Below are 18,261 nucleotides of genomic sequence, written 5' to 3' on the forward strand. Positions count from 1 at the left end.
CGGCGAGCGCCGGCTTCACCGGCAGCCCGCTGTTGCAAAGACGTTACTTGCTGGCCGCGCTGTCGCGGAGTTCGCGCCGGAGGATCTTCCCGACATTCGATTTCGGCAGTTCCTGGCGGAATTCGATGTAACGCGGCCGCTTGTAGTTGGTCAGGTTTGCCGCGCAATGAGCCTTGAGTTCGGCCTCGGTGAGCGCCGGATCCTTCTTCACCACGAACAGCTTGACCGCTTCACCGGAATGCTCGTCGGGAATACCGATTGCCGCACATTCCAGAACGCCCGGATGCATGGCTGCGACTTCTTCGATCTCGTTCGGATAGACATTGAAGCCGGAAACCAGGATCATGTCCTTCTTGCGGTCGACGATCTTTACATAGCCCCGCTCGTCCATCATCCCCATGTCGCCGGAACGGAAGAAACCGTCGGGCGTCATCACCTTGGCGGTTTCTTCGGGCCGCTGCCAATAGCCGGCCATGACCTGCGGACCACGGATGCAGATTTCGCCGACGTCACCGATCGGAAGCGTATTGCCATCCTCGTCGCGGATCTCGATGTCGGTCGAGGGAAGCGGCAAGCCGATCATCCCGGAGAATTCGTTGCTGTCGAGCCGGTTGACGGTGGCGACAGGCGAAGTTTCCGATAGGCCATATCCCTCGGTGATCGGGCAGCCGGTCATCTGGAACCAGCGCTCCGCGACCGGCCGCTGCACCGCCATGCCGCCGCCGAGCACAAGAAGCAGGGACGAAAAATCGAGAGCCTTGAAGTCCGGGTTGTTCATCAAGGCATTGAACAGGGTGTTCAGTCCTGGGAAGATATGCGCCTTGTGCTGCTGCAATTCCTTGACGAATGCCGGAATGTCGCGCGGGTTGGCGATCAGCACATTGTGGCTGCCGGTCGCGATACCCATCAGCGAATTCACCGTCAGCGCGAAGATATGGTAGAGCGGCAGCGCGCAGATGAAGGTCATGACATCGGGACGACCCTTGGCGACGTACACGGCTTCCAACCACAGCGCGATCTGCGTCTTGTTGGCCAGCAGGTTGGCGTGGGTGAGCGTCGCGCCCTTGGAGACGCCGGTGGTGCCCCCGGTATATTGCAGGAAGGCGACGTCACTGCCCTTCACGCTGGCGGGCTTCAATTGCAGCCGGGCGCCTTCCGAGAGCACGCGATTGAAGCTCTTGTGGCCGGGGATGGACCATGCCGGCACGAGCTTTTTGACCTTGCGCACCACGAAATTGACGATGTGGCCCTTGATGCCGAGCATGTCGCCCATGGTGGCGACGACTACATGTTTGATCGCAGTATGGGTGACAACCTGTTCGACTGTGCGGGCGAAGTTTTCCAGCACGAAGATGACCTTGGCGCCGCTGTCCTTCAGCTGGTGCTCCAGCTCGCGCGGAGTGTAGAGCGGATTGACGTTGACCACCGTGAAGCCGGCGCGAAGGATGCCATATACGGCAACCGGGTTCTGCAGGATGTTGGGCGTCATGACCGCGACGCGGTCGCCTGGCTTCAGGCCCTGCGCCTGAAGCCAGGCGCCTATTTTGCGAGACTGCGCTTCAAGCTCGCGGAAGGTCATGCCGCGACCCATGCTGGAAAAGGCCAGACGGTCCGCATATCGGGCGCAGCTGCTTTCGAACAGGGCGCCAAGCGAGGCATGTTCCAGAGGAGGAATGTCCGCCGGCACCATTGCCGGATAAGATGAAAGCCAGATTTTTTCCGCTGCCCGGCCGCTATGGCGGCTGACGAGATCAGACATAATTACCTCCCGGTCAAAGTTTCCTCCATGCCCGCCCTCCCGTGGCCGGCATGCCCCCTCCTCGACGCGCAAACCGAGCTTAGGCCTTTGTCAAGCCGGTTCAAGCCTCAATAGCTCTATATAACCTTGACGTAAGCGTCAATAAATCTGACCGGAGCCTCTCCTTTTTTGGATGGATCTATTTCAGTGCCTTACGGGGATTGTGCGACATCTGGGCGCCCGGCCCCATATCCGGGGGGCTTTTCGATCGGAACCTTGCCCTGACTCTGACGTTGACCTCGGCAAGTATCGACGAACCGCAAGAACGAAGGAGGTGCACCATGTTGCATCAGAACGAACAATCCACAGATCGTGACCCTTATGTGAAGGACACGCCGACGCTGATTGCCAGCGACAAGGTGGACGGTACGGCTGTCTACGGCTCCGACGGCAAGCGCATCGGCTCAATTCAGCGAATCATACTTGAGAAGCGGGGTGGTCGCGTCGCCTATGCCGTCCTGAGTTTCGGAGGCTTTCTCGGAATTGGCGACGAGTATTATCCGTTGCCGTGGGAAAAGCTGTCCTACGACGAGAATCTGGACGGATATCGTGTTGATCTGACGAAGAAACAGATCGAGGGCGCCCCACGTTTTCGTGAAGACGAACGCGACTGGTATCGTGAAAACGGTCGTTCCGTTTATGAGTATTATGGTGTGCCGCCTTACTGGATGTAAGGTCGCGTTGCCTCGGAAAGCCCCGCGAAAGCGGGGCTTTTTGCATGTGTTGCACACAATGCATTTCCGGTTTTATTAAGGTTAAGAAAGTAACCACAACGCTTCGCGCAGGAGGTGCTTGGTTTACGTTTCGCAATGCGGTAAGTGTTAACCGGCGATTAACATTTCTGAGTATCGGTCAGCGGAATGGCCTGTTCTTCGCAAGTCCGTTTGCCGGGTCTCCCAAGTCGGCGCAACGGGAAGGCGAGCTGACTGTTCCCCACAAAAAATCGAGTGGAGTCTGTTGTGCGCATAGCGATTATTGGTACCGGTTATGTCGGCCTGGTCTCGGGCGTCTGCCTTTCTGATTTCGGCCATGATGTTGTCTGTATCGACAAGGTCGAAGAAAAAATCTCGATGCTCAATAGCGGCAAGGTGCCGATTTTCGAGCCGGGTCTTGAAGAACTCATCCAGAAAAACGTTGCTGCAGGACGCTTGAGCTTCACCACGGATCTCGCAGGTCCGGTTGGTGACGCAGATGTCGTCTTCCTCGCCGTTGGTACGCCGTCGCGCAAGAGCGATGGCCATGCCGATCTGGCCTATGTCTTCGCCGCTGCGCGTGAAATCGCCCGGTCCGTGAAGGACTTCACGGTCGTCGTCACAAAGTCGACGGTGCCGGTTGGAACGGGCGATCAGCTCGAGCGCATTATTGCCGAAGAAAATCCGGATGCCGACGTCGCTGTCGTGTCCAACCCGGAATTCCTCCGCGAAGGTGCCGCGATCGAAGACTTCATGGCTCCCGACCGTGTCGTTGTCGGTATGAACGATGATCGCGCCAGGGACATCATGGCCAAGGTCTATGCGGCCCTCGATCCTCAGAAGCATCCGGTTCTCTTCACCTCGCGGCGCACTGCGGAACTGACAAAGTATGCCGCAAACGCCTTCCTGGCGCTGAAGCTTGCCTACATCAACGAGATCGCCGACCTTTGCGAACAGGTCGGTGCGAACGTTCAGGACGTGTCGAAGGGTATGGGCCTCGACAGCCGTATCGGTCAGAAGTTCCTCAATGCCGGTCCCGGTTATGGCGGTTCGTGCTTCCCGAAGGACACGCTTGCTCTCGTCAAGACTGCACAGGATCATAACAGCCCGATCCGTCTCATCGAGACCATCGTGGGCATCAACGAAACCCGTAAGCGCGCCATGGCTCGCAAGATCGAGCGTGCGCTTGAAGGCGACATTCGAGGCAAGACCATCGGCATCCTCGGCTTGACCTTCAAGCCGGATACCGACGACATCCGCGAATCGCCGGCTCTTGCCATCGTCCAGGCGCTTCTGGACAAGGGTGCCGTTCTGCAGGCCTACGACCCGGAAGGCATGCCCGCCGCGCGCGGCATGATGCCGGAGATCAGCTATCGCGACGGCGTCGACGAAGTGGCCAAGGATGCGGACGCCCTGGTTATCATCACCGAGTGGAAGCATTTCCGCGCGCTAGACTTCGACAAGCTGAAGTCCCTGATGAAGCAGCCGGTCCTGATCGACCTGCGCAACGTCTACGTACCGTCCCAACCGCTGAGCCACGGCTTCGTCTACGACAGCGTTGGTCGTGCGGACTATTGATGACGCGGGGCTGTCGGTGGGAGCTTGAAGCCTCCAGCCGGTAACCTGTTGGAATTTTGGGAAAAGGGGTGCCGAACATGCCGGCGCCCCTTTTTCATTCGCCGAGGCTGACGATCCCCCTATGCAGTGATCAGCTTACTCGCAGTCGATCCGGCCGGAACGGCCGAGCGCGAAAGCGTCATCGAAAGATGCAGCCGCTCGGTATGAAATTTTGCTGATTTTTGATGAAATGGTGCCGCTTACGTGACTCGAACACGTGACCCCGTCATTACGAATGACGTGCTCTACCAACTGAGCTAAAGCGGCCCGCACGCAATCTGCATGTCTGCGGTTGCGGCATGTCGGCGCTGATACAGGCATCGCGTCGGAATTTCAAGCGGGGAAATCGGCAGTATTGCGGTTTTCCTTGGGATCATCGCAACACTGCCGCTCTGGATGGTGCCTGTCAGAGCGAAAGGCGGGCGCGGGCCGCCTTGTATTCGTTTTCCAGCCGGTCGATGACCTTTGCCACGGGTTCGACTGCTTTGACCGCGCCGATGCCCTGGCCGCAGCCCCAGATATCCTTCCAGGCCTTGGCGCCGGTCGTGGCTTTGTCGAAATCCATCTTGGACGGGTCGGCTTCCGGCAGGTTGTCCGGATCCATGCCGGCGGCGATGATCGAGGGCTTCAGGTAGTTTCCGTGTATGCCGGTGAAATAGTTGGAGTAGACGATGTCGCTGGCATGGGCGTCCACGATCGCCTGCTTGTAGGCGTCGCTGGCGCGAGCCTCCGTGGTGGCGATGAAGGGCGAGCCGATATAGGCCATGTCCGCGCCCATCGCCTGGGCCGCCAGAATACCCCCACCGGTGGAGATCGCGCCGGCCAGCAACAACGGGCCGTCGAACCATTCGCGAATTTCCTGCACCAGTGCGAAGGGTGAAAGCGTACCGGCATGTCCTCCTGCGCCGGTCGCAACTGCGATCAGCCCGTCTGCGCCCTTGCGGATGGCCGAATTGGCATGCCGATTGTTGATGACGTCGTGAAGCACGATCCCGCCATAGGAATGCACGGCCGCATTCACTTCCGGCACGGCGCCGAGCGAGGAGATGACGATCGGTACCTTGTATTTCACACAGAGCATCAGGTCGTGCTCAAGACGCCTGTTGGAGGTATGAACGATCTGGTTGACCGCGAAAGGTGCTGCCGGGTGATCCGGGTTCTGTGCATTATGGGAGGCGAGCTCTTCGGTAATCTGTGCCAGCCATTCGTCGAGTTGGGCTTCCGGCCGGGCGTTCAGCGCCGGAAAGGCGCCGACAATGCCGGCCTTGCATTGCGCAAGCGTCAGCTCCGGATGAGAAATGATAAAGAGCGGCGAGGCGACCACCGGAAGCCTCAGATTTTCGGACAGAACTGGCGGAAGCGCCATGGTTACCTCCCGGTATGACGTTTACGAAAACGTCAATTTTCTATCAGAGACGACAGGTGAGGAAAAGGGCATCCACGTTCGACAGGCACATTCGTCGCAATCCCGTGTTGCCGTAGAAACACCCGTAAGGGCCGGCCGCCAAACGGTTTGCGTTCTTTTTCACTTCTTTCCGTCCATTGATTTCTGCCAGGTATCGGTGGGAAGCGAAGGGGCGGGGCTTGCAGATCGGCTAAGCAGCCGTTACCGAATCGTTAAGAACGGGTCTTGGCGGCATCGTGCCGCCTGAAGGAGCAGAATAGCCAGTGAACGGATTGGAAACAGCCATCAGAAACGCTCTCGAGCGGTCGGATCGCACCAATGCGGAAACCCGTGCCCGCATCTATCAATCGGCGCGTCAGGCGCTCGAAAGCGGACTGCGCAAGCAGAACGTCAACGATCCTGAAACTGTCGCCTATCAGCGTCACCGTCTGGAAACGGTTATCCACGCCATCGAACTCGAGGAACGTGCTCGTGTCGATGTGCAGGTTGTGCCGCCGGTTCCGGCTCCTTCCGGCCCGGTACCTCCGGTGGCAGCGCCGGTGCAGGCGTCGCCCGCGCCAGCATCTCCCGCATCGCGCGGCGGTATGCGCGAGGAACCGAGTTTCGCAGAACCTCCCGCGGCCGTGCGCCACACGGAGGAGCGGCGTGTAGCCGAGCCTTCCTTCGATGTGGAAGCCCCTTCGCGGGAAGCCGATCCCTGGCTCGATGATCCGTCGGATCGCATTGAACCAGAACCGGAAATCAGGGCCGGTGAGGCGTCGGAACGCGATCATGGTCTCAACCTTGATGTACGCCCCGAAGCCGTCGTGCGCCGCCGTGCTCGGCGCGGGTTTTATTCTCGGCTCTTCATTTCTCTCACCCTGCTTGCGTTTCTCGGCATGGGCGTGTGGTGGGTCTATACCTCCGGGGTCCTGCTGACCGCTGCCGAGCGGGATACCAGCGTACCGAATCCTCCGCCCCATGCGGAAGCCGAGGATTTCGATGAACCTCAGAGAACCCAGGAACCGAAGGCGCTCGATGCCCGCAGCGGCTTCTCCGACGACTGGATCGAGATTTTCGATCCGAAGCAGATTTCCGCAATCCGTCCCCGCAGCAACGCTCTCGTCGATGTCGTCAACGCCAGCGACGGCACCGCGGTGCGGGTAGTGTCGCGTAGCGGCGACGCTGATGGCAGCGTGGAAATCACCGTGCCGCCCGAGGTTCTAAGGGAAATGGCGGGGCGCACCTCGACCATTGCCCTTACCCTGCAGTCGGCGGACGACAAGCAGGTTCAGCTATCGGTATCCTGTGATTTCGATCGGATGGGAGATTGTGCCCGCCATCGCTTCACGGCCAATCCCGAAAAAACGGACGCCCTGTTTCGTGTATCGTTCGAGCGCGCCATGGCGCCCGGCACACCCGGTCGTCTGGTTCTGAACGGCGATCTGGCCGGCACGGGCCGCGGCATCAATCTCTACTCGGTGCGTGTCTTGCCAGGAGAGTGATGCCGGCTGTTGGGGGCCTTCAATGTAGCCTTGAAAGCCTTGAGGAAGGTTACTTCTTCGACAGAAAGTCCGGGCCGGAGCCTATGATCTTGTGGTCGATCTTGCCGATCTTGCTCTCATCCTTGCCCTCGTAGTCGATCGACAGCAGGATGTGGCGAATGACGTTGAGGCGTGCGCGGCGTTTGTCATTGGCCTTGACGATGGTCCATGGCGCGTGGTCCGTGTGGGTTTCCTTGAGCATGCGGTCGCGCTTTTCGGTATAGTCATCCCACTTGTTGAGGGCGGCGATATCCATCGGTGAAAGCTTCCAGAGCTTCAGCGGATCATGTCGGCGGTCGTGGAAGCGCTCGAGCTGCATTTTGCGGCCGATATTCAGCCAGAACTTGAAAAAGTGAATGCCATCCTGCTCGATCAGCTTCTCGACGCGTGGAGCCTGTTTCAGGAAGTCCTCGTACTGTTCCTTGGTGCAGAAGCCCATGACGGGTTCCACGCCCGCCCGGTTGTACCAGGAGCGGTCGAACATTACGAATTCCCCGCTTGTCGGGAAATGTGAGACATAGCGCTGGAAATACCATTGGCCGCGCTCGGTCTCGGTCGGCTTCGTCAGGGCAACGACCCGGGCGGAGCGGGGATTCATGTAGGCGAGCGTGGCGTGTATCGTGCCGCCCTTGCCGGCCGCGTCCCGGCCCTCGAGCAGGGCCATGACCCGCTTGCCCGTCTTCTGTTGCCAGAATTGCAGCTTTACCAGCTCGATCTGAACCTTCTCGAGTTCGTCCTCGTACTGCGCCTCGTCCATCTTCTTGTCATAAGGGAAATCGTCGGATGCGAGGGATTCATTGTTGATCCACTTGGGTAGCTTGGGGTCGTCGATGTCGAAGATGCGGCTCTGTCCGTCGATGACCAGTGTGACGGCGCGGCTTTCCTGTCCTGTTTCCATGTCTTCTCCACTCCCGATTCTGCGACGATATCTTTTCGATCCTGCAAAGGGGGCATATTTGGCACACTGTTTCAAGATCTTGCGGAAATATGCGTGCTGTTGCGGAATGCCACCGTCAGGCATGGGGATAACAGGGGCGAATGATGGCAAGCCTCGCATAGATCTGTCATGAATCGGCGATATCACGGCTGTTTGACGATCGGGCATGCACTCATCAGGCGAGGTTTCAGTGGCAGAAGGTTCATTCGAGTGGAGCAGGCTTTTGCGGCGGATCCGATCCGGTGGGGCATACCTGCTGGCTGCATGTCTGATTTCTCTCGCCGCCTATCTCTCCGGTGCCGACCCCGTATTCTCCGTCATTCTCTTCGTCCTCAGTGTTCTTGCAATTCTGGTGCAGCAGGGTGACGAGCAGGCGGGGGAACCGCTTGCGGTCCTGCCGGAGGTCGTTGCGAACGATGACGGGGAGCCGATTTTTCCCACCATCCTGTCAACGTTGCAGGCGCTGGACCTACCGGTCTTCGTCATTGGTCGGGACGGCATGCTGCGCGGTCAGAATTACTCCGCGCAAAAGGTCTTCGGTGAGCTTTCCCCCGGTCAGCACATTTCCGCGCGCTGGCGCTCCCCGAGCATTCTCGACATGGTGCGCGAGACGATTGCCACAGATGAGCCGAACCAGATAGAGCATTCCGAGCGGCTGCCATCCGAACGGGTCTATATCGTACGCATCGCGCCGGTGCCGATTTCCGAAGAGAGAGGCGATGAGGCACTGTTTCTTCTGTCGTTCAGGGATATCTCGGAACTGAGGCGGCTGGACCGCATGCGCAGCGACTTCGTCGCCAATGCCAGCCACGAACTGCGCACGCCGCTCGCGTCACTGCGCGGGTTCATCGAAACGATGCAAGGACCGGCACGCGCAGATCCGAAAGCGCAGGAGCGCTTTCTCGCCATCATGCTGGATCAGGCCAACCGGATGAGCCGTTTGGTGGATGACCTTCTGTCGCTCTCCCGTCTCGAACTCAAGGCGCATCTCGCACCCGACCAGAAGGTCGACCTCGTGCCCGTGATCGGGCATGTACGGGATTCCCTTGCTCCCCTGGCCAAGGATCTTGAGGTCGATATCCGTCTCCATCTGCCGGAGGAGAAGGCGGAGGTTCTGGGCGACCGCGACGAACTCGTCCAGGTTTTCGAGAACCTCATCGAAAACGCCTGCAAGTATGGACAGGAGGGCCACGTCGTCGATGTCTATGTCCGTAACCCGCCGGGTGGCCCAGTGGAGGTCAGTGTGCTGGATTTCGGCCCCGGCATCCCCGCTGAACACGTCCCGCGACTGACCGAACGGTTCTATCGTGTCAGCGTGGCGGACAGCCGTTCCAAGAAGGGAACCGGGCTCGGCCTTGCGATCGTCAAGCACATCCTGACCCGGCATCGTGCTCGACTGATCGTCAAGTCGGCCGTGGGTGTGGGAACGGAGTTCACCGTCCGCTTCTGACGGGTTTTTCGCCTTTGGCGCTCTCAGGGGCTGAAATGTTGCAGCGTTTGTAACAAAACCTGCACAGACGACTGTTTTGTTTTGAAAAAACCATTAAATTTCAAGTATTTGATGTGTCATAAATGTTTCACCGTACTGACATAAAAGGGTGAGTGAACAGGGGCTAATAAGGGCCTGCCGATCACGACGACAATGAGTGCCGTTGGCGGTCGCATCGACACACAAGCCCACTGACGGGAGATTTTGTATGAACATCCTCAAGCTTTCGGTTGCAGCTCTGGTTGCCTCTGTCGCCTTTGCTGGCGCTGCTGCTGCCCGCGACCAGGTCCAGATCGCCGGCTCCTCGACCGTTCTGCCGTACGCAAAGATCGTCGCTGAAACCTTCGGCGAGACCTTCTCCAACTTCAAGACCCCGGTCGTTGAATCCGGCGGCACCGGCGCTGGCCTGAAGGAATTCTGCAAGGGCGTCGGCCCTGACACCATCGACATCGCCAACGCTTCGCGCAAGATCAAGGACGACGAAGCTGAAGCTTGCAAGGCCGCTGGCGTAACCGACTTCCAGGAAGTCAAGTTCGGCTACGACGGTATCGTCTTCGCTGTCGATGCTTCCAACAAGGACCTCGCCCTGACCCCGTCCGACCTGTATCAGGCTCTGGCGGCGGAAGTCGTCGTCGACGGTAAGCTGGTTGCCAACCCCTACAAGAAGTGGTCGGAAATCAACAAGGACCTGCCGGACGCTGAAATCGCTGCTTTCATCCCAGGCGAAAAGCACGGCACCCGTGAAGTCTTCGAAGAGAAGATCATGACCCACGGCTGCAAGGACACCAAGGCCCTCGACGTTATCAAGACCCTGGTTGACGAGAAGACCGCTCCGAAGAAGTGTGTTGCTGTTCGCAAGGACGGCAAGGCTGTCGACATCGACGGCGACTACACTGAAACGCTCGCTCGTATCGACGCCAACAAGACCGCTATCGGCGTGTTCGGCCTGTCCTTCTACGAAAACAACGCCGACAAGCTGAAGGTTGCCACCATCAGCGGCATCAAGCCGAGCGTTGAAACCGTAGCTTCCGGCGAATATCCGGTTTCCCGCCCGCTGTACTTCTACGTCAAGAAGGCTCACCTGGGCGTTATTCCGGGCCTGAAGGAATACGTTGAATTCTTCCTCGACGACCAGATGGTTGGCCCGGACGGCCCGCTCGCTGCTTATGGCCTCGTCCCGGCTCCGGACGCAGAGCGTGAAGCCGCTCGCGCCAAGTTCGCCGAAGGCAAGTAATCAATGGCGCCGGCGCGGCGATTTCGTCGCGCCGGCTTCCTGCATGAGAATATTGTGGCCGTCCCGCTAATGCTCCGGCCCTGGCTTTTAGCCCATTTTTAAGTCGTGATCAGGTGAAACTTCGAGCAACGGATGCATGGCAGGTCAGACCTGCAGATCCGGGGAAGTGACGATGAGTACATCTCTTCTGCTGCTGATAGTGATCGTCATAGGCATTGTCGCCTATGTGATCGGCTCTTCGAGAGCTGCAAGTCTCGCTGCAGGCAAGCCCTCCAGCCTCCATTCCCGTTTTGGCTATCACGGGGCGTTCTCCGCGCTCGTGGCCATTCTGCCCGCATTGCTATTGATGGCCATTTGGTCCGCAGTCTCACCGGCGATGATCCATAGCCGCGTCACCGCGACTTTCCCTGAAGAGGTTCAGGCGTTGCCTGAGGCAACCCGCAACCTCAACTACGGAATGATCTCCTCAATCGCGAATGGCCTACGTCAGCTCGACGATGCCAACCGTTCCGCTGTCGAAGCCGCATCTCCTTCCGAGGTCCGCGCGCTTCTGGCCGAACGTGGCGTGGCCATCGCCGACGATCCGCAGCCTTACATGATGGCCGCTGCGGAAACGATGGTCGATTTTGCCAATGCCAATCGCATGGCAATGGTCGTCGTCGTCCTGACGGTCTCCGTCCTCGGCGCTCTCGTGAGCCAGCGTTTCATCGCGCCGCGCTTCAGGGCACGTAATCGCGTCGAGCAGGCGATTCTGGTGGCCCTGATCGTGGCGTCGTCGATCGCGATCCTAACCACTGTCGGCATCGTGCTCTCCATGCTGACCGAGGCCATCCACTTTTTTAGGGCGGTACCGGCTTGGGAGTTTTTCTTCGGAACTGTCTGGGATCCGCGCTTCGCCGCCGCCGGCTCGACGGACTCCTCCGGTCAGTTCGGTCTCCTGCCACTTCTTCTCGGCACGCTGTACATCGGCTTCGTGGCGATGCTGTTCGCAGTTCCAGTCGGCTTGTTCTCGGCGATCTACATGGCCGAATACGCCACGCCGACGGTACGCTCAGTCGTCAAGCCGCTGCTCGAAGTGTTGGCCGGCATTCCGACCATCGTCTATGGTTTCTTCGCCATGACCACGGTTGGTCCGTTCCTGCGTGATCTCTCGACGCAGCTCGCCGGGCTGACGACGGGCAACTACGTCACCTTCATTCAGGCACAAAGCGTTCTGACGGCCGGCTTCGTCATGGGCATCATGCTGATCCCCTATGTTTCCTCGCTGTCAGATGACATCATTACCGCCGTCCCCCGCGCGCTGCGCGACGGTTCGCTCGGCCTTGGTGCCACGCGTTCCGAAACGGTGAAGCGCGTCATCCTACCAGCGGCATTGCCGGGCATCGTCGGCGCGTTGCTGATGACGGCATCACGCGCCATCGGCGAAACAATGATCGTGGTGCTTGCGGCCGGCGTTGCCGCCCGCATGCAGCTCAATCCCTTCGAGCCGATGACCACCGTGACCGTCAAGATCGTCAACCAGCTCACCGGCGACCTTGAGTTTACCTCGCCGCAGACGCTGGTGGCTTTCGCGCTCGGCATCACGCTCTTCGCGATTACGCTTTGCCTCAACATCTACGCGCTCTACATTGTGCGCAAATACCGGGAGCAGTACGAATGAGCCAGGTCGTAACCCCCGCTTCGACCACGGTCGCCGGTGCGACCGGTGCCGGCAACCGTCGCGATATCGGCATCAAGCGCCGCTACGCCGCAGAACGCCGCTTCCGTGCGTATGGCATCGCTGCCATTGCCTTCGGTCTGCTGTTCCTGTTTCTCCTGCTGTTCTCGGTCATTTCAAAGGGCTATACGGCCTTTGAACAGACGATGATCACCGTTCCGATCGAGTTTTCGGAAAAGGTCATCGACCCGAACAACAAGCGGGCCGAGAGCCCGAACGTGCTGCAGATGGCGAACTATCCGGTTCTTGCCCGGGATGCGGTAGCCAAGGTTCTCGGCGTCGATACGAGTGACCGTACCCAGGCTCGCGCAGTCCAGGACATGCTGTCCGATGGCGTCCGCGTGACCCTGCGTGACATGGTTCTCGCCGATCCGTCGATCATCGGAAAGACCGTTCCGGTGACACTGCTTGCCAGCGCCAGTATAGACTCCGCCTATAAGGGGCAAATCGATCTCTCGGTGCCTGAGCAGAACCGCAAGGTTTCCGACAAGCAGGTCGGCTGGATGAACCAGCTTGCCGAAAGCGGCACCCTTGGCGGGCACTTCAACACCGGTATCTTCGTCAACGGCGCATCGAGCCGTCCGGAAGCCGCGGGTGTCGGCGTTGCCCTCATCGGTTCCGCCTACATGATGGCGATCGTTCTGGTGCTTGCGCTGCCGATCGGTGTCGCCGCCTCCATCTATCTCGAGGAGTTCGCTCCGAAGAACCGCTTCACCGACCTTATTGAGGTGAACATCAACAACCTTGCTGCTGTTCCTTCCATCGTGTTCGGTCTCCTCGGTCTCGCAGTGTTCATCAACTTCATGGGCCTTCCCCGTTCGGCCTCGATCGTCGGCGGTCTCGTCCTGACGCTGATGACGTTGCCGACGATCATCATCGCCACCCGTGCGGCTCTTAAGGCCGTGCCTCCGTCGATCCGTGCTGCCGCTCTTGGCCTCGGCGCTTCGAAGATGCAGACGGTCTTCCATCACGTGCTGCCGCTCGCCATGCCAGGCATTCTGACGGGCACCATCATCGGCCTGGCGCACGCTCTTGGCGAAACGGCGCCGCTGCTGCTGATCGGCATGGTGGCCTTCGTCGCCAACTACCCGGGCACCCCGCTCGATCCCTCGACCGCCCTGCCGGTGCAGATCTATCAGTGGGCGAACGAGGCCGAACGCGCCTTCGTGGAACGTACTTCGGGAGCGATCATCATCCTGCTCCTGTTCCTTCTGGTAATGAATGTGGGCGCAATCCTGTTGCGCCGGCGCTTCGAACGGCGCTGGTAGAGGGAGAATTGACATGAACATGATGTCGGAATCAGCAGTTGAAAAGGCGCTGGATCAGAAAATGAGCGATGTGAACTACAAGATGATTGGCAAGGACGTGTCGGTCTACTACGGCGAGAAGCGTGCGCTTTTCGACGTGAACCTGAACGTTCGCGAGAACACGGTGACCGCGCTCATCGGCCCCTCGGGTTGCGGCAAGTCCACCTTCCTCAGGACGCTTAACCGCATGAACGACACGATTGACGGCTGCCGTGTCACCGGCAAGATCACGCTCGACGAGATGGATATCTACGATCCGTCCATTGATGTGGTCGAGCTGCGCGCCCGCGTCGGGATGGTCTTCCAGAAGCCGAACCCGTTCCCGAAGTCGATCTACGAGAACATTTCCTACGGCCCGCGCATCCATGGTCTGGCCAGGTCGAAGGCGGATCTCGATCAGATCGTCGAAACCAGCCTCCAGAAAGCCGGCCTGTGGAACGAAGTGAAGGATCGCCTGCAGGAATCCGGCACCGGCCTCTCCGGCGGTCAGCAGCAGCGCCTTTGCATCGCCCGCGCCGTTGCCGTCAGCCCGGAAGTCATCCTGATGGATGAGCCATGCTCGGCTCTTGACCCTATCGCGACCGCCAAGGTCGAGGAACTGATCCACGAGCTGCGCTCCAACTTCACGATCGTCATCGTGACGCACTCCATGCAGCAGGCGGCCCGCGTTTCCCAGCGCACGGCCATGTTCCACCTCGGCCTTCTGGTCGAGGAAAACGATACCGACAAGATGTTCACCAATCCGGACGATCAGCGCACGCAGGACTACATCATGGGTCGCTTCGGCTGATGCAGCCGCGCCAGTGATCGATTTTCCAATTCAGGGATATAAAGAACATGTCTTCATCGCATATCTACTCGGCTTATGACGAGGAACTGAAGTACCTGATGCGCCGCATCTCCGAGATGGGTGGCCTTGCCGAGCAGATGGTCGGCGACAGCGTCCGCGCACTCGTCAATTCCGATGCCGCCCTTGCGCAGAAGGTCATCTCCGACGACGTCATCATGGATGCCGCCGAACGCGAAATCGGCGACAAGGCGATCGTCACGATTGCCCGCCGTCAGCCGGTTGCAGCCGATCTTCGCGAGATCATCGGTGCACTACGCATCGCCAACGACCTGGAGCGCGTCGGTGACCTCGGCAAGAGCAATGCCAAGCGCGTCATGGCCGTGCAGGCCACCGGCGTGCCGCGCAAGCTCGCCCGCGGTATCGAACACCTGTCCGAGCTTGCCCTGGTGCAACTCAAGGAAGTGCTTGACGTCTACACAACGCGCTCGCCCGAAAAGGCCAAGTCGATCCGTGATCGCGACGAGGAAATCGACGCCATCTACACTTCGCTCTTCCGCGAGCTTCTCACCTACATGATGGAAGATCCGCGCAACATCACCAGTTGCACGCATCTCCTGTTCTGCGCCAAGAACATTGAACGCATCGGCGACCACGCCACCAACATCGCCGAGACCATCTACTACATGGCGACCGGTGCCCAGCCCGAAGGCGAGCGCCCGAAGGAAGATCTGACGTCTACCGTCGGCGCTATCGCCGAATGAACCGTAAGGCACTGTGAGAGGTAATCGAAGTCGATGTTGCCCAAGATTGCTGTCGTTGAAGATGAAGAAGCACTGAGCGTGCTTCTTCGTTACAATCTCGAGGCGGAAGGCTACGAAGTGGAGACCATCCTTCGTGGCGACGAGGCTGAACTGAGACTGCAGGAACGGGTCCCCGACCTGCTGATCCTCGATTGGATGCTGCCCGGCGTCTCCGGCATCGAGCTTTGCCGCAGGCTACGCATGCGACCGGAGACCGAGCGTCTACCGATCATCATGTTAACGGCACGTGGCGAGGAAAGCGAACGCGTGCGCGGGCTGGCGACGGGCGCCGACGACTATGTCGTCAAGCCCTTCTCCACACCGGAACTCATGGCCCGTGTCAAAGCCATGCTGCGCCGCGCGCGTCCCGAGGTCTTGTCCAGTGTCCTGCGTTGCGGAGACATAGAGCTGGATCGAGAGACCCATCGTGTCCATCGCAAGAGCCGGGAAGTCCGGCTCGGGCCGACCGAATTCCGCCTGCTTGAATTCCTGATGGCCTCGCCTGGTCGCGTATTCTCCCGCTCCCAACTTCTGGATGGCGTCTGGGGCCACGATATCTACGTGGACGAGCGTACCGTCGATGTGCATGTCGGTCGCCTGCGCAAGGCACTCAACTTCTCCAACATGCAGGATGTCATCCGCACCGTTCGCGGCGCTGGCTACTCCATGGAAGCCTGACGGGTCGTCTCGAAAACAGCACTGTCGGTAACAAAAAACGGGCCGAAAGGCCCGTTTTGCATTTCCTGTGTCGGCCTGCCGATGGCCAGCCCTTAACGGGCGGCCTTGCGCCGATCGCTAACCGGCTGATAGGCCAGCTTTGCGTGGTAGCTGCAATAGGGAGAGCTGTCGGAAGACTCGCAGCCGCAGAAATGAAAGTCGTCCTTCATCGGATCACCGATCGGCCACTTGCAGGTGCGCTCAGTGAGTTCCGTCAGCGCCAGCCGGCGCGAGATCGGAACGATCACGTTGCGCGACGTCGACGGAACGATTTCCATTTCCTCGACGCCTTCGATCTCGATCTCTTCCTTCAGCATGTTGGCGCCAACCGGACGAGCAACGGTACGGGTTGCGACGCGCGGTGCATAGGCGGGAGCCCGCGGTGCGGTCGGTGCGCGCTTTGCGGTGCGCGCGGTCGTGGCGTTTCCGCCGGCCTTCGCTCGGCCAGGAAGGCTGAGACGGTGAACCTTGCCGATAACAGCATTTCGGCTCACTCCGCCAAGTTGCGCGGCAATCTGGCTCGCGCTCAAGCCCTCGGCCCAAAGCCGTTTCAGCTTTTCTACTCGCTCGTCTGTCCAGTTCATGCCATTATTCTCCGCCGTATCATTTCGTGCCGGCAGAATCGTTCACCGTTGCCTCGAAAAACTCCGAGACAAACCTACCTCGATATTGTCGGTGACTATTTCCGCCGCATGCAATTTCTTTATTTGACGTTAACCTAGTGTGAGGCTGACTCCGTGACAAGAGTCGGCGGAATCATCGGGAATCGATTTCCGAGTTTTCCCCAACTTGCTACCTCGGCGCGCTTTATCTCTCCTGGTTGCCGCCCAACCCTTACATGTGTCGCGCTATGCCGAAAATTCCGCTTTTCTGCGGTGTTTCGTTGACAGGCATGGGTGAAATGTCGATAGTGCCACCGCCGCCGCAAGGCGGCATTTTTGATTTTTCGGGCTTGGTCGTGAGAGTTCACGGACAATTCCCATCAGACAAGACAGATGCTCTTCCGAAAGGAGATTTCCGCCATGGCCGAGGCCTCTCCGCTCTATCAGACATACATGCGTGCGCCGCTGCGTTTCGAGCGAGGCGAGGGCGTGTGGCTGATCACGGAAAACGGAGAGCGATATCTCGATTTCGCAGCCGGCGTTGCCGTGAACTCGCTGGGGCATGCGCATCCTCATCTGGTCGGCGCACTGCGCGAGCAGGCAGACAAGGTCTGGCATCTATCGAACCTCTACGAGATCCCCGGTCAGGAAAAGCTGGGCAAGCGTCTCACCGAGGCAACTTTTGCGGACCGGGTGTTCTTCACCAATTCGGGTGCCGAAGCGCTCGAATGCGCCATCAAGACGGCGCGCCGCTACCAGTTTTCGAAGGGGCATGGCGAGCGGTTCCATATCATCACGTTCGAGGGCGCTTTCCACGGTCGTACGCTGGCGACGATCGCCGCCGGCGGTCAGGCTAAGTATCTCGAGGGCTTTGGCCCTAAGGCTTCGGGTTTCGATCAGGTGCCCTTCGGTGATCTGGACGCTGTTAAGGCTGCGATTACCGACGAGACGGCGGCCATCCTCATCGAGCCGATTCAGGGCGAAGGCGGCATTCGTCCGGCGCCTGCCGGCTTCCTGAAGGAGTTGCGCAAGCTTTGCGATGAAAAAGGTCTCCTGCTGATCTTCGATGAGGTCCAGTGCGGCGTGGGCCGTACAGGCAAGCTTTTTGCCTATGAATGGTCTGGCATCGCGCCCGACATCATGGCTGTGGCCAAGGGCATCGGTGGCGGCTTTCCGCTCGGTGCCTGCCTTGCGACTGAGGAAGCGGCCTCAGGCATGAAGGCCGGCACTCACGGCTCCACCTATGGCGGCAATCCGCTCGCTATGGCGGTCGGCAATGCCGTGCTTGACGTCATCCTCGCCGATGGTTTCCTCGAGCACGTGCGCGATGTCGCGCTCGTCTTTCGTCAGGGGCTTGCGGAACTCAAGGACCGCTTCCCGGATGTGATCGAAGAGATTCGCGGCGAAGGTCTGATGCTCGGCATCAAGGCAAAGGTTCCCTCGGGCGAACTGTTGCAGGCGATGCGCGACCAGCACATCCTCGGCGTTCCCGCCGGTGACAACGTCATTCGTCTACTTCCGCCACTGGTCACCACGGCAGAAGAAGCCCGGGAAGGTCTGAACCGGGTTGGTCTCGCAGCCGAGAAGGTTCGGGCGACGCTCGACACTGCAGCCCGGAATGAAAGCAGGTAAC

At 59.5% G+C, this 18,261-nt stretch carries 15 protein-coding genes and 1 tRNA gene; 11 read left to right on the top strand and 5 right to left on the bottom strand.

Annotated features, from left to right (window positions below; all coding sequences use genetic code 11):
• Positions 1-43: 43 nt before the first annotated feature.
• Positions 44-1,759 (bottom strand): long-chain fatty acid--CoA ligase, encoded by a 1,716-nt coding sequence (locus H4I99_RS11770; protein WP_163903211.1) that lies wholly within the window; start codon positions 1,757-1,759, stop codon positions 44-46.
• Positions 1,760-2,079: 320 nt separating this feature from the next.
• On the opposite strand from H4I99_RS11770, the gene H4I99_RS11775 reads away from it, so the two are divergent.
• The gene (locus H4I99_RS11775) at positions 2,080-2,472 is read left to right on the top strand and encodes a PRC-barrel domain-containing protein (protein WP_163903213.1); all 393 of its coding nucleotides are present in this window, start codon (positions 2,080-2,082) and stop codon (positions 2,470-2,472) included.
• Between the two features lie 285 nt (positions 2,473-2,757).
• Entirely contained in the window at positions 2,758-4,068 is a 1,311-nt protein-coding gene (locus H4I99_RS11780) for a UDP-glucose dehydrogenase family protein (RefSeq protein WP_163903215.1), read from the top strand.
• A gap of 230 nt (positions 4,069-4,298) precedes the next feature.
• Here H4I99_RS11780 and H4I99_RS11785 read toward each other — a convergent pair.
• Both H4I99_RS11785 and H4I99_RS11790 read right to left on the bottom strand, forming a co-directional pair.
• Positions 4,299-4,374: transfer RNA gene (locus H4I99_RS11785), tRNA-Thr, on the bottom strand.
• Positions 4,375-4,513: 139 nt separating this feature from the next.
• Entirely contained in the window at positions 4,514-5,473 is a 960-nt protein-coding gene (locus H4I99_RS11790; protein WP_163903217.1) for an NAD(P)H-dependent flavin oxidoreductase, read from the bottom strand.
• Between the two features lie 302 nt (positions 5,474-5,775).
• On the opposite strand from H4I99_RS11790, the gene H4I99_RS11795 reads away from it, so the two are divergent.
• Complete coding sequence (locus tag H4I99_RS11795) at positions 5,776-6,996, top strand: hypothetical protein (protein ID WP_163903219.1); 1,221 nt, start codon at positions 5,776-5,778, stop codon at positions 6,994-6,996.
• Between the two features lie 49 nt (positions 6,997-7,045).
• On the opposite strand, the gene ppk2 is transcribed toward H4I99_RS11795, so the two are convergent.
• Positions 7,046-7,933, bottom strand: a complete 888-nt coding sequence (gene ppk2, locus H4I99_RS11800; protein WP_163903221.1) for a polyphosphate kinase 2 — start codon at positions 7,931-7,933, stop codon at positions 7,046-7,048.
• A 262-nt stretch (positions 7,934-8,195) separates the two neighbouring features.
• Here ppk2 and phoR point away from each other — a divergent pair, with 262 nt between their 5' ends.
• The 7 genes from phoR (at position 8,196) to phoB (ending at position 15,987) form a co-directional block, all read left to right on the top strand.
• On the top strand, positions 8,196-9,422 hold the full coding sequence (gene phoR / locus H4I99_RS11805) for a phosphate regulon sensor histidine kinase PhoR (protein ID WP_244625063.1): 1,227 nt from the start codon (positions 8,196-8,198) through the stop codon (positions 9,420-9,422).
• Positions 9,423-9,669: 247 nt separating this feature from the next.
• Positions 9,670-10,695 carry a substrate-binding domain-containing protein gene (locus H4I99_RS11810; protein ID WP_163903223.1) on the top strand — a complete coding sequence of 342 codons (1,026 nt, stop codon included), beginning with the start codon at positions 9,670-9,672 and terminating at the stop codon, positions 10,693-10,695.
• Positions 10,696-10,867: 172 nt separating this feature from the next.
• Entirely contained in the window at positions 10,868-12,355 is a 1,488-nt protein-coding gene (pstC, locus tag H4I99_RS11815; protein WP_163903225.1) for a phosphate ABC transporter permease subunit PstC, read from the top strand.
• The gene (pstA, locus tag H4I99_RS11820; RefSeq protein WP_163903227.1) at positions 12,352-13,680 is read left to right on the top strand and encodes a phosphate ABC transporter permease PstA; all 1,329 of its coding nucleotides are present in this window, start codon (positions 12,352-12,354) and stop codon (positions 13,678-13,680) included. Before pstC ends, pstA begins: the two co-directional genes overlap by 4 nt.
• Before the next feature lie 13 nt (positions 13,681-13,693).
• Complete coding sequence (gene pstB, locus H4I99_RS11825) at positions 13,694-14,509, top strand: phosphate ABC transporter ATP-binding protein PstB (RefSeq protein WP_163903229.1); 816 nt, start codon at positions 13,694-13,696, stop codon at positions 14,507-14,509.
• Between the two features lie 47 nt (positions 14,510-14,556).
• The gene (gene phoU, locus H4I99_RS11830; RefSeq protein WP_163903231.1) at positions 14,557-15,270 is read left to right on the top strand and encodes a phosphate signaling complex protein PhoU; all 714 of its coding nucleotides are present in this window, start codon (positions 14,557-14,559) and stop codon (positions 15,268-15,270) included.
• A gap of 33 nt (positions 15,271-15,303) precedes the next feature.
• On the top strand, positions 15,304-15,987 hold the full coding sequence (phoB, locus tag H4I99_RS11835; protein WP_112827844.1) for a phosphate regulon transcriptional regulator PhoB: 684 nt from the start codon (positions 15,304-15,306) through the stop codon (positions 15,985-15,987).
• Between the two features lie 92 nt (positions 15,988-16,079).
• Here phoB and H4I99_RS11840 read toward each other — a convergent pair whose 3' ends face one another.
• Positions 16,080-16,610, bottom strand: coding sequence for a GcrA family cell cycle regulator (locus tag H4I99_RS11840; RefSeq protein WP_163903233.1), 531 nt, complete (start codon positions 16,608-16,610; stop codon positions 16,080-16,082).
• Positions 16,611-17,048: 438 nt separating this feature from the next.
• On the opposite strand from H4I99_RS11840, the gene H4I99_RS11845 reads away from it, so the two are divergent.
• On the top strand, positions 17,049-18,260 hold the full coding sequence (locus tag H4I99_RS11845) for an aspartate aminotransferase family protein (RefSeq protein WP_163903235.1): 1,212 nt from the start codon (positions 17,049-17,051) through the stop codon (positions 18,258-18,260).
• The last annotated feature ends 1 nt before the right edge of the window (position 18,261 follow it).

It is taken from the genome of Paenirhizobium daejeonense (genome assembly GCF_014280875.1).
Taxonomy (GTDB): Bacteria; Pseudomonadota; Alphaproteobacteria; order Rhizobiales; family Rhizobiaceae; genus Allorhizobium; species Allorhizobium daejeonense.

Bases quoted from the DNA above. Each gene is read 5' to 3' on its own strand.
- pstB (WP_163903229.1), top strand. From the start codon at position 13,694: ATGAACATGATGTCGGAATCAGCAGTTGAAAAGGCGCTGGATCAGAAA.
- H4I99_RS11840 (WP_163903233.1), bottom strand. From the start codon at position 16,610: ATGAACTGGACAGACGAGCGAGTAGAAAAGCTGAAACGGCTTTGGGCC.
- H4I99_RS11790 (WP_163903217.1), bottom strand. From the start codon at position 5,473: ATGGCGCTTCCGCCAGTTCTGTCCGAAAATCTGAGGCTTCCGGTGGTC.
- H4I99_RS11770 (WP_163903211.1), bottom strand. From the start codon at position 1,759: ATGTCTGATCTCGTCAGCCGCCATAGCGGCCGGGCAGCGGAAAAAATC.
- ppk2 (WP_163903221.1), bottom strand. From the start codon at position 7,933: ATGGAAACAGGACAGGAAAGCCGCGCCGTCACACTGGTCATCGACGGA.
- H4I99_RS11845 (WP_163903235.1), top strand. From the start codon at position 17,049: ATGGCCGAGGCCTCTCCGCTCTATCAGACATACATGCGTGCGCCGCTG.
- H4I99_RS11810 (WP_163903223.1), top strand. From the start codon at position 9,670: ATGAACATCCTCAAGCTTTCGGTTGCAGCTCTGGTTGCCTCTGTCGCC.
- pstA (WP_163903227.1), top strand. From the start codon at position 12,352: ATGAGCCAGGTCGTAACCCCCGCTTCGACCACGGTCGCCGGTGCGACC.
- H4I99_RS11775 (WP_163903213.1), top strand. From the start codon at position 2,080: ATGTTGCATCAGAACGAACAATCCACAGATCGTGACCCTTATGTGAAG.
- phoU (WP_163903231.1), top strand. From the start codon at position 14,557: ATGTCTTCATCGCATATCTACTCGGCTTATGACGAGGAACTGAAGTAC.
- phoB (WP_112827844.1), top strand. From the start codon at position 15,304: ATGTTGCCCAAGATTGCTGTCGTTGAAGATGAAGAAGCACTGAGCGTG.
- pstC (WP_163903225.1), top strand. From the start codon at position 10,868: ATGAGTACATCTCTTCTGCTGCTGATAGTGATCGTCATAGGCATTGTC.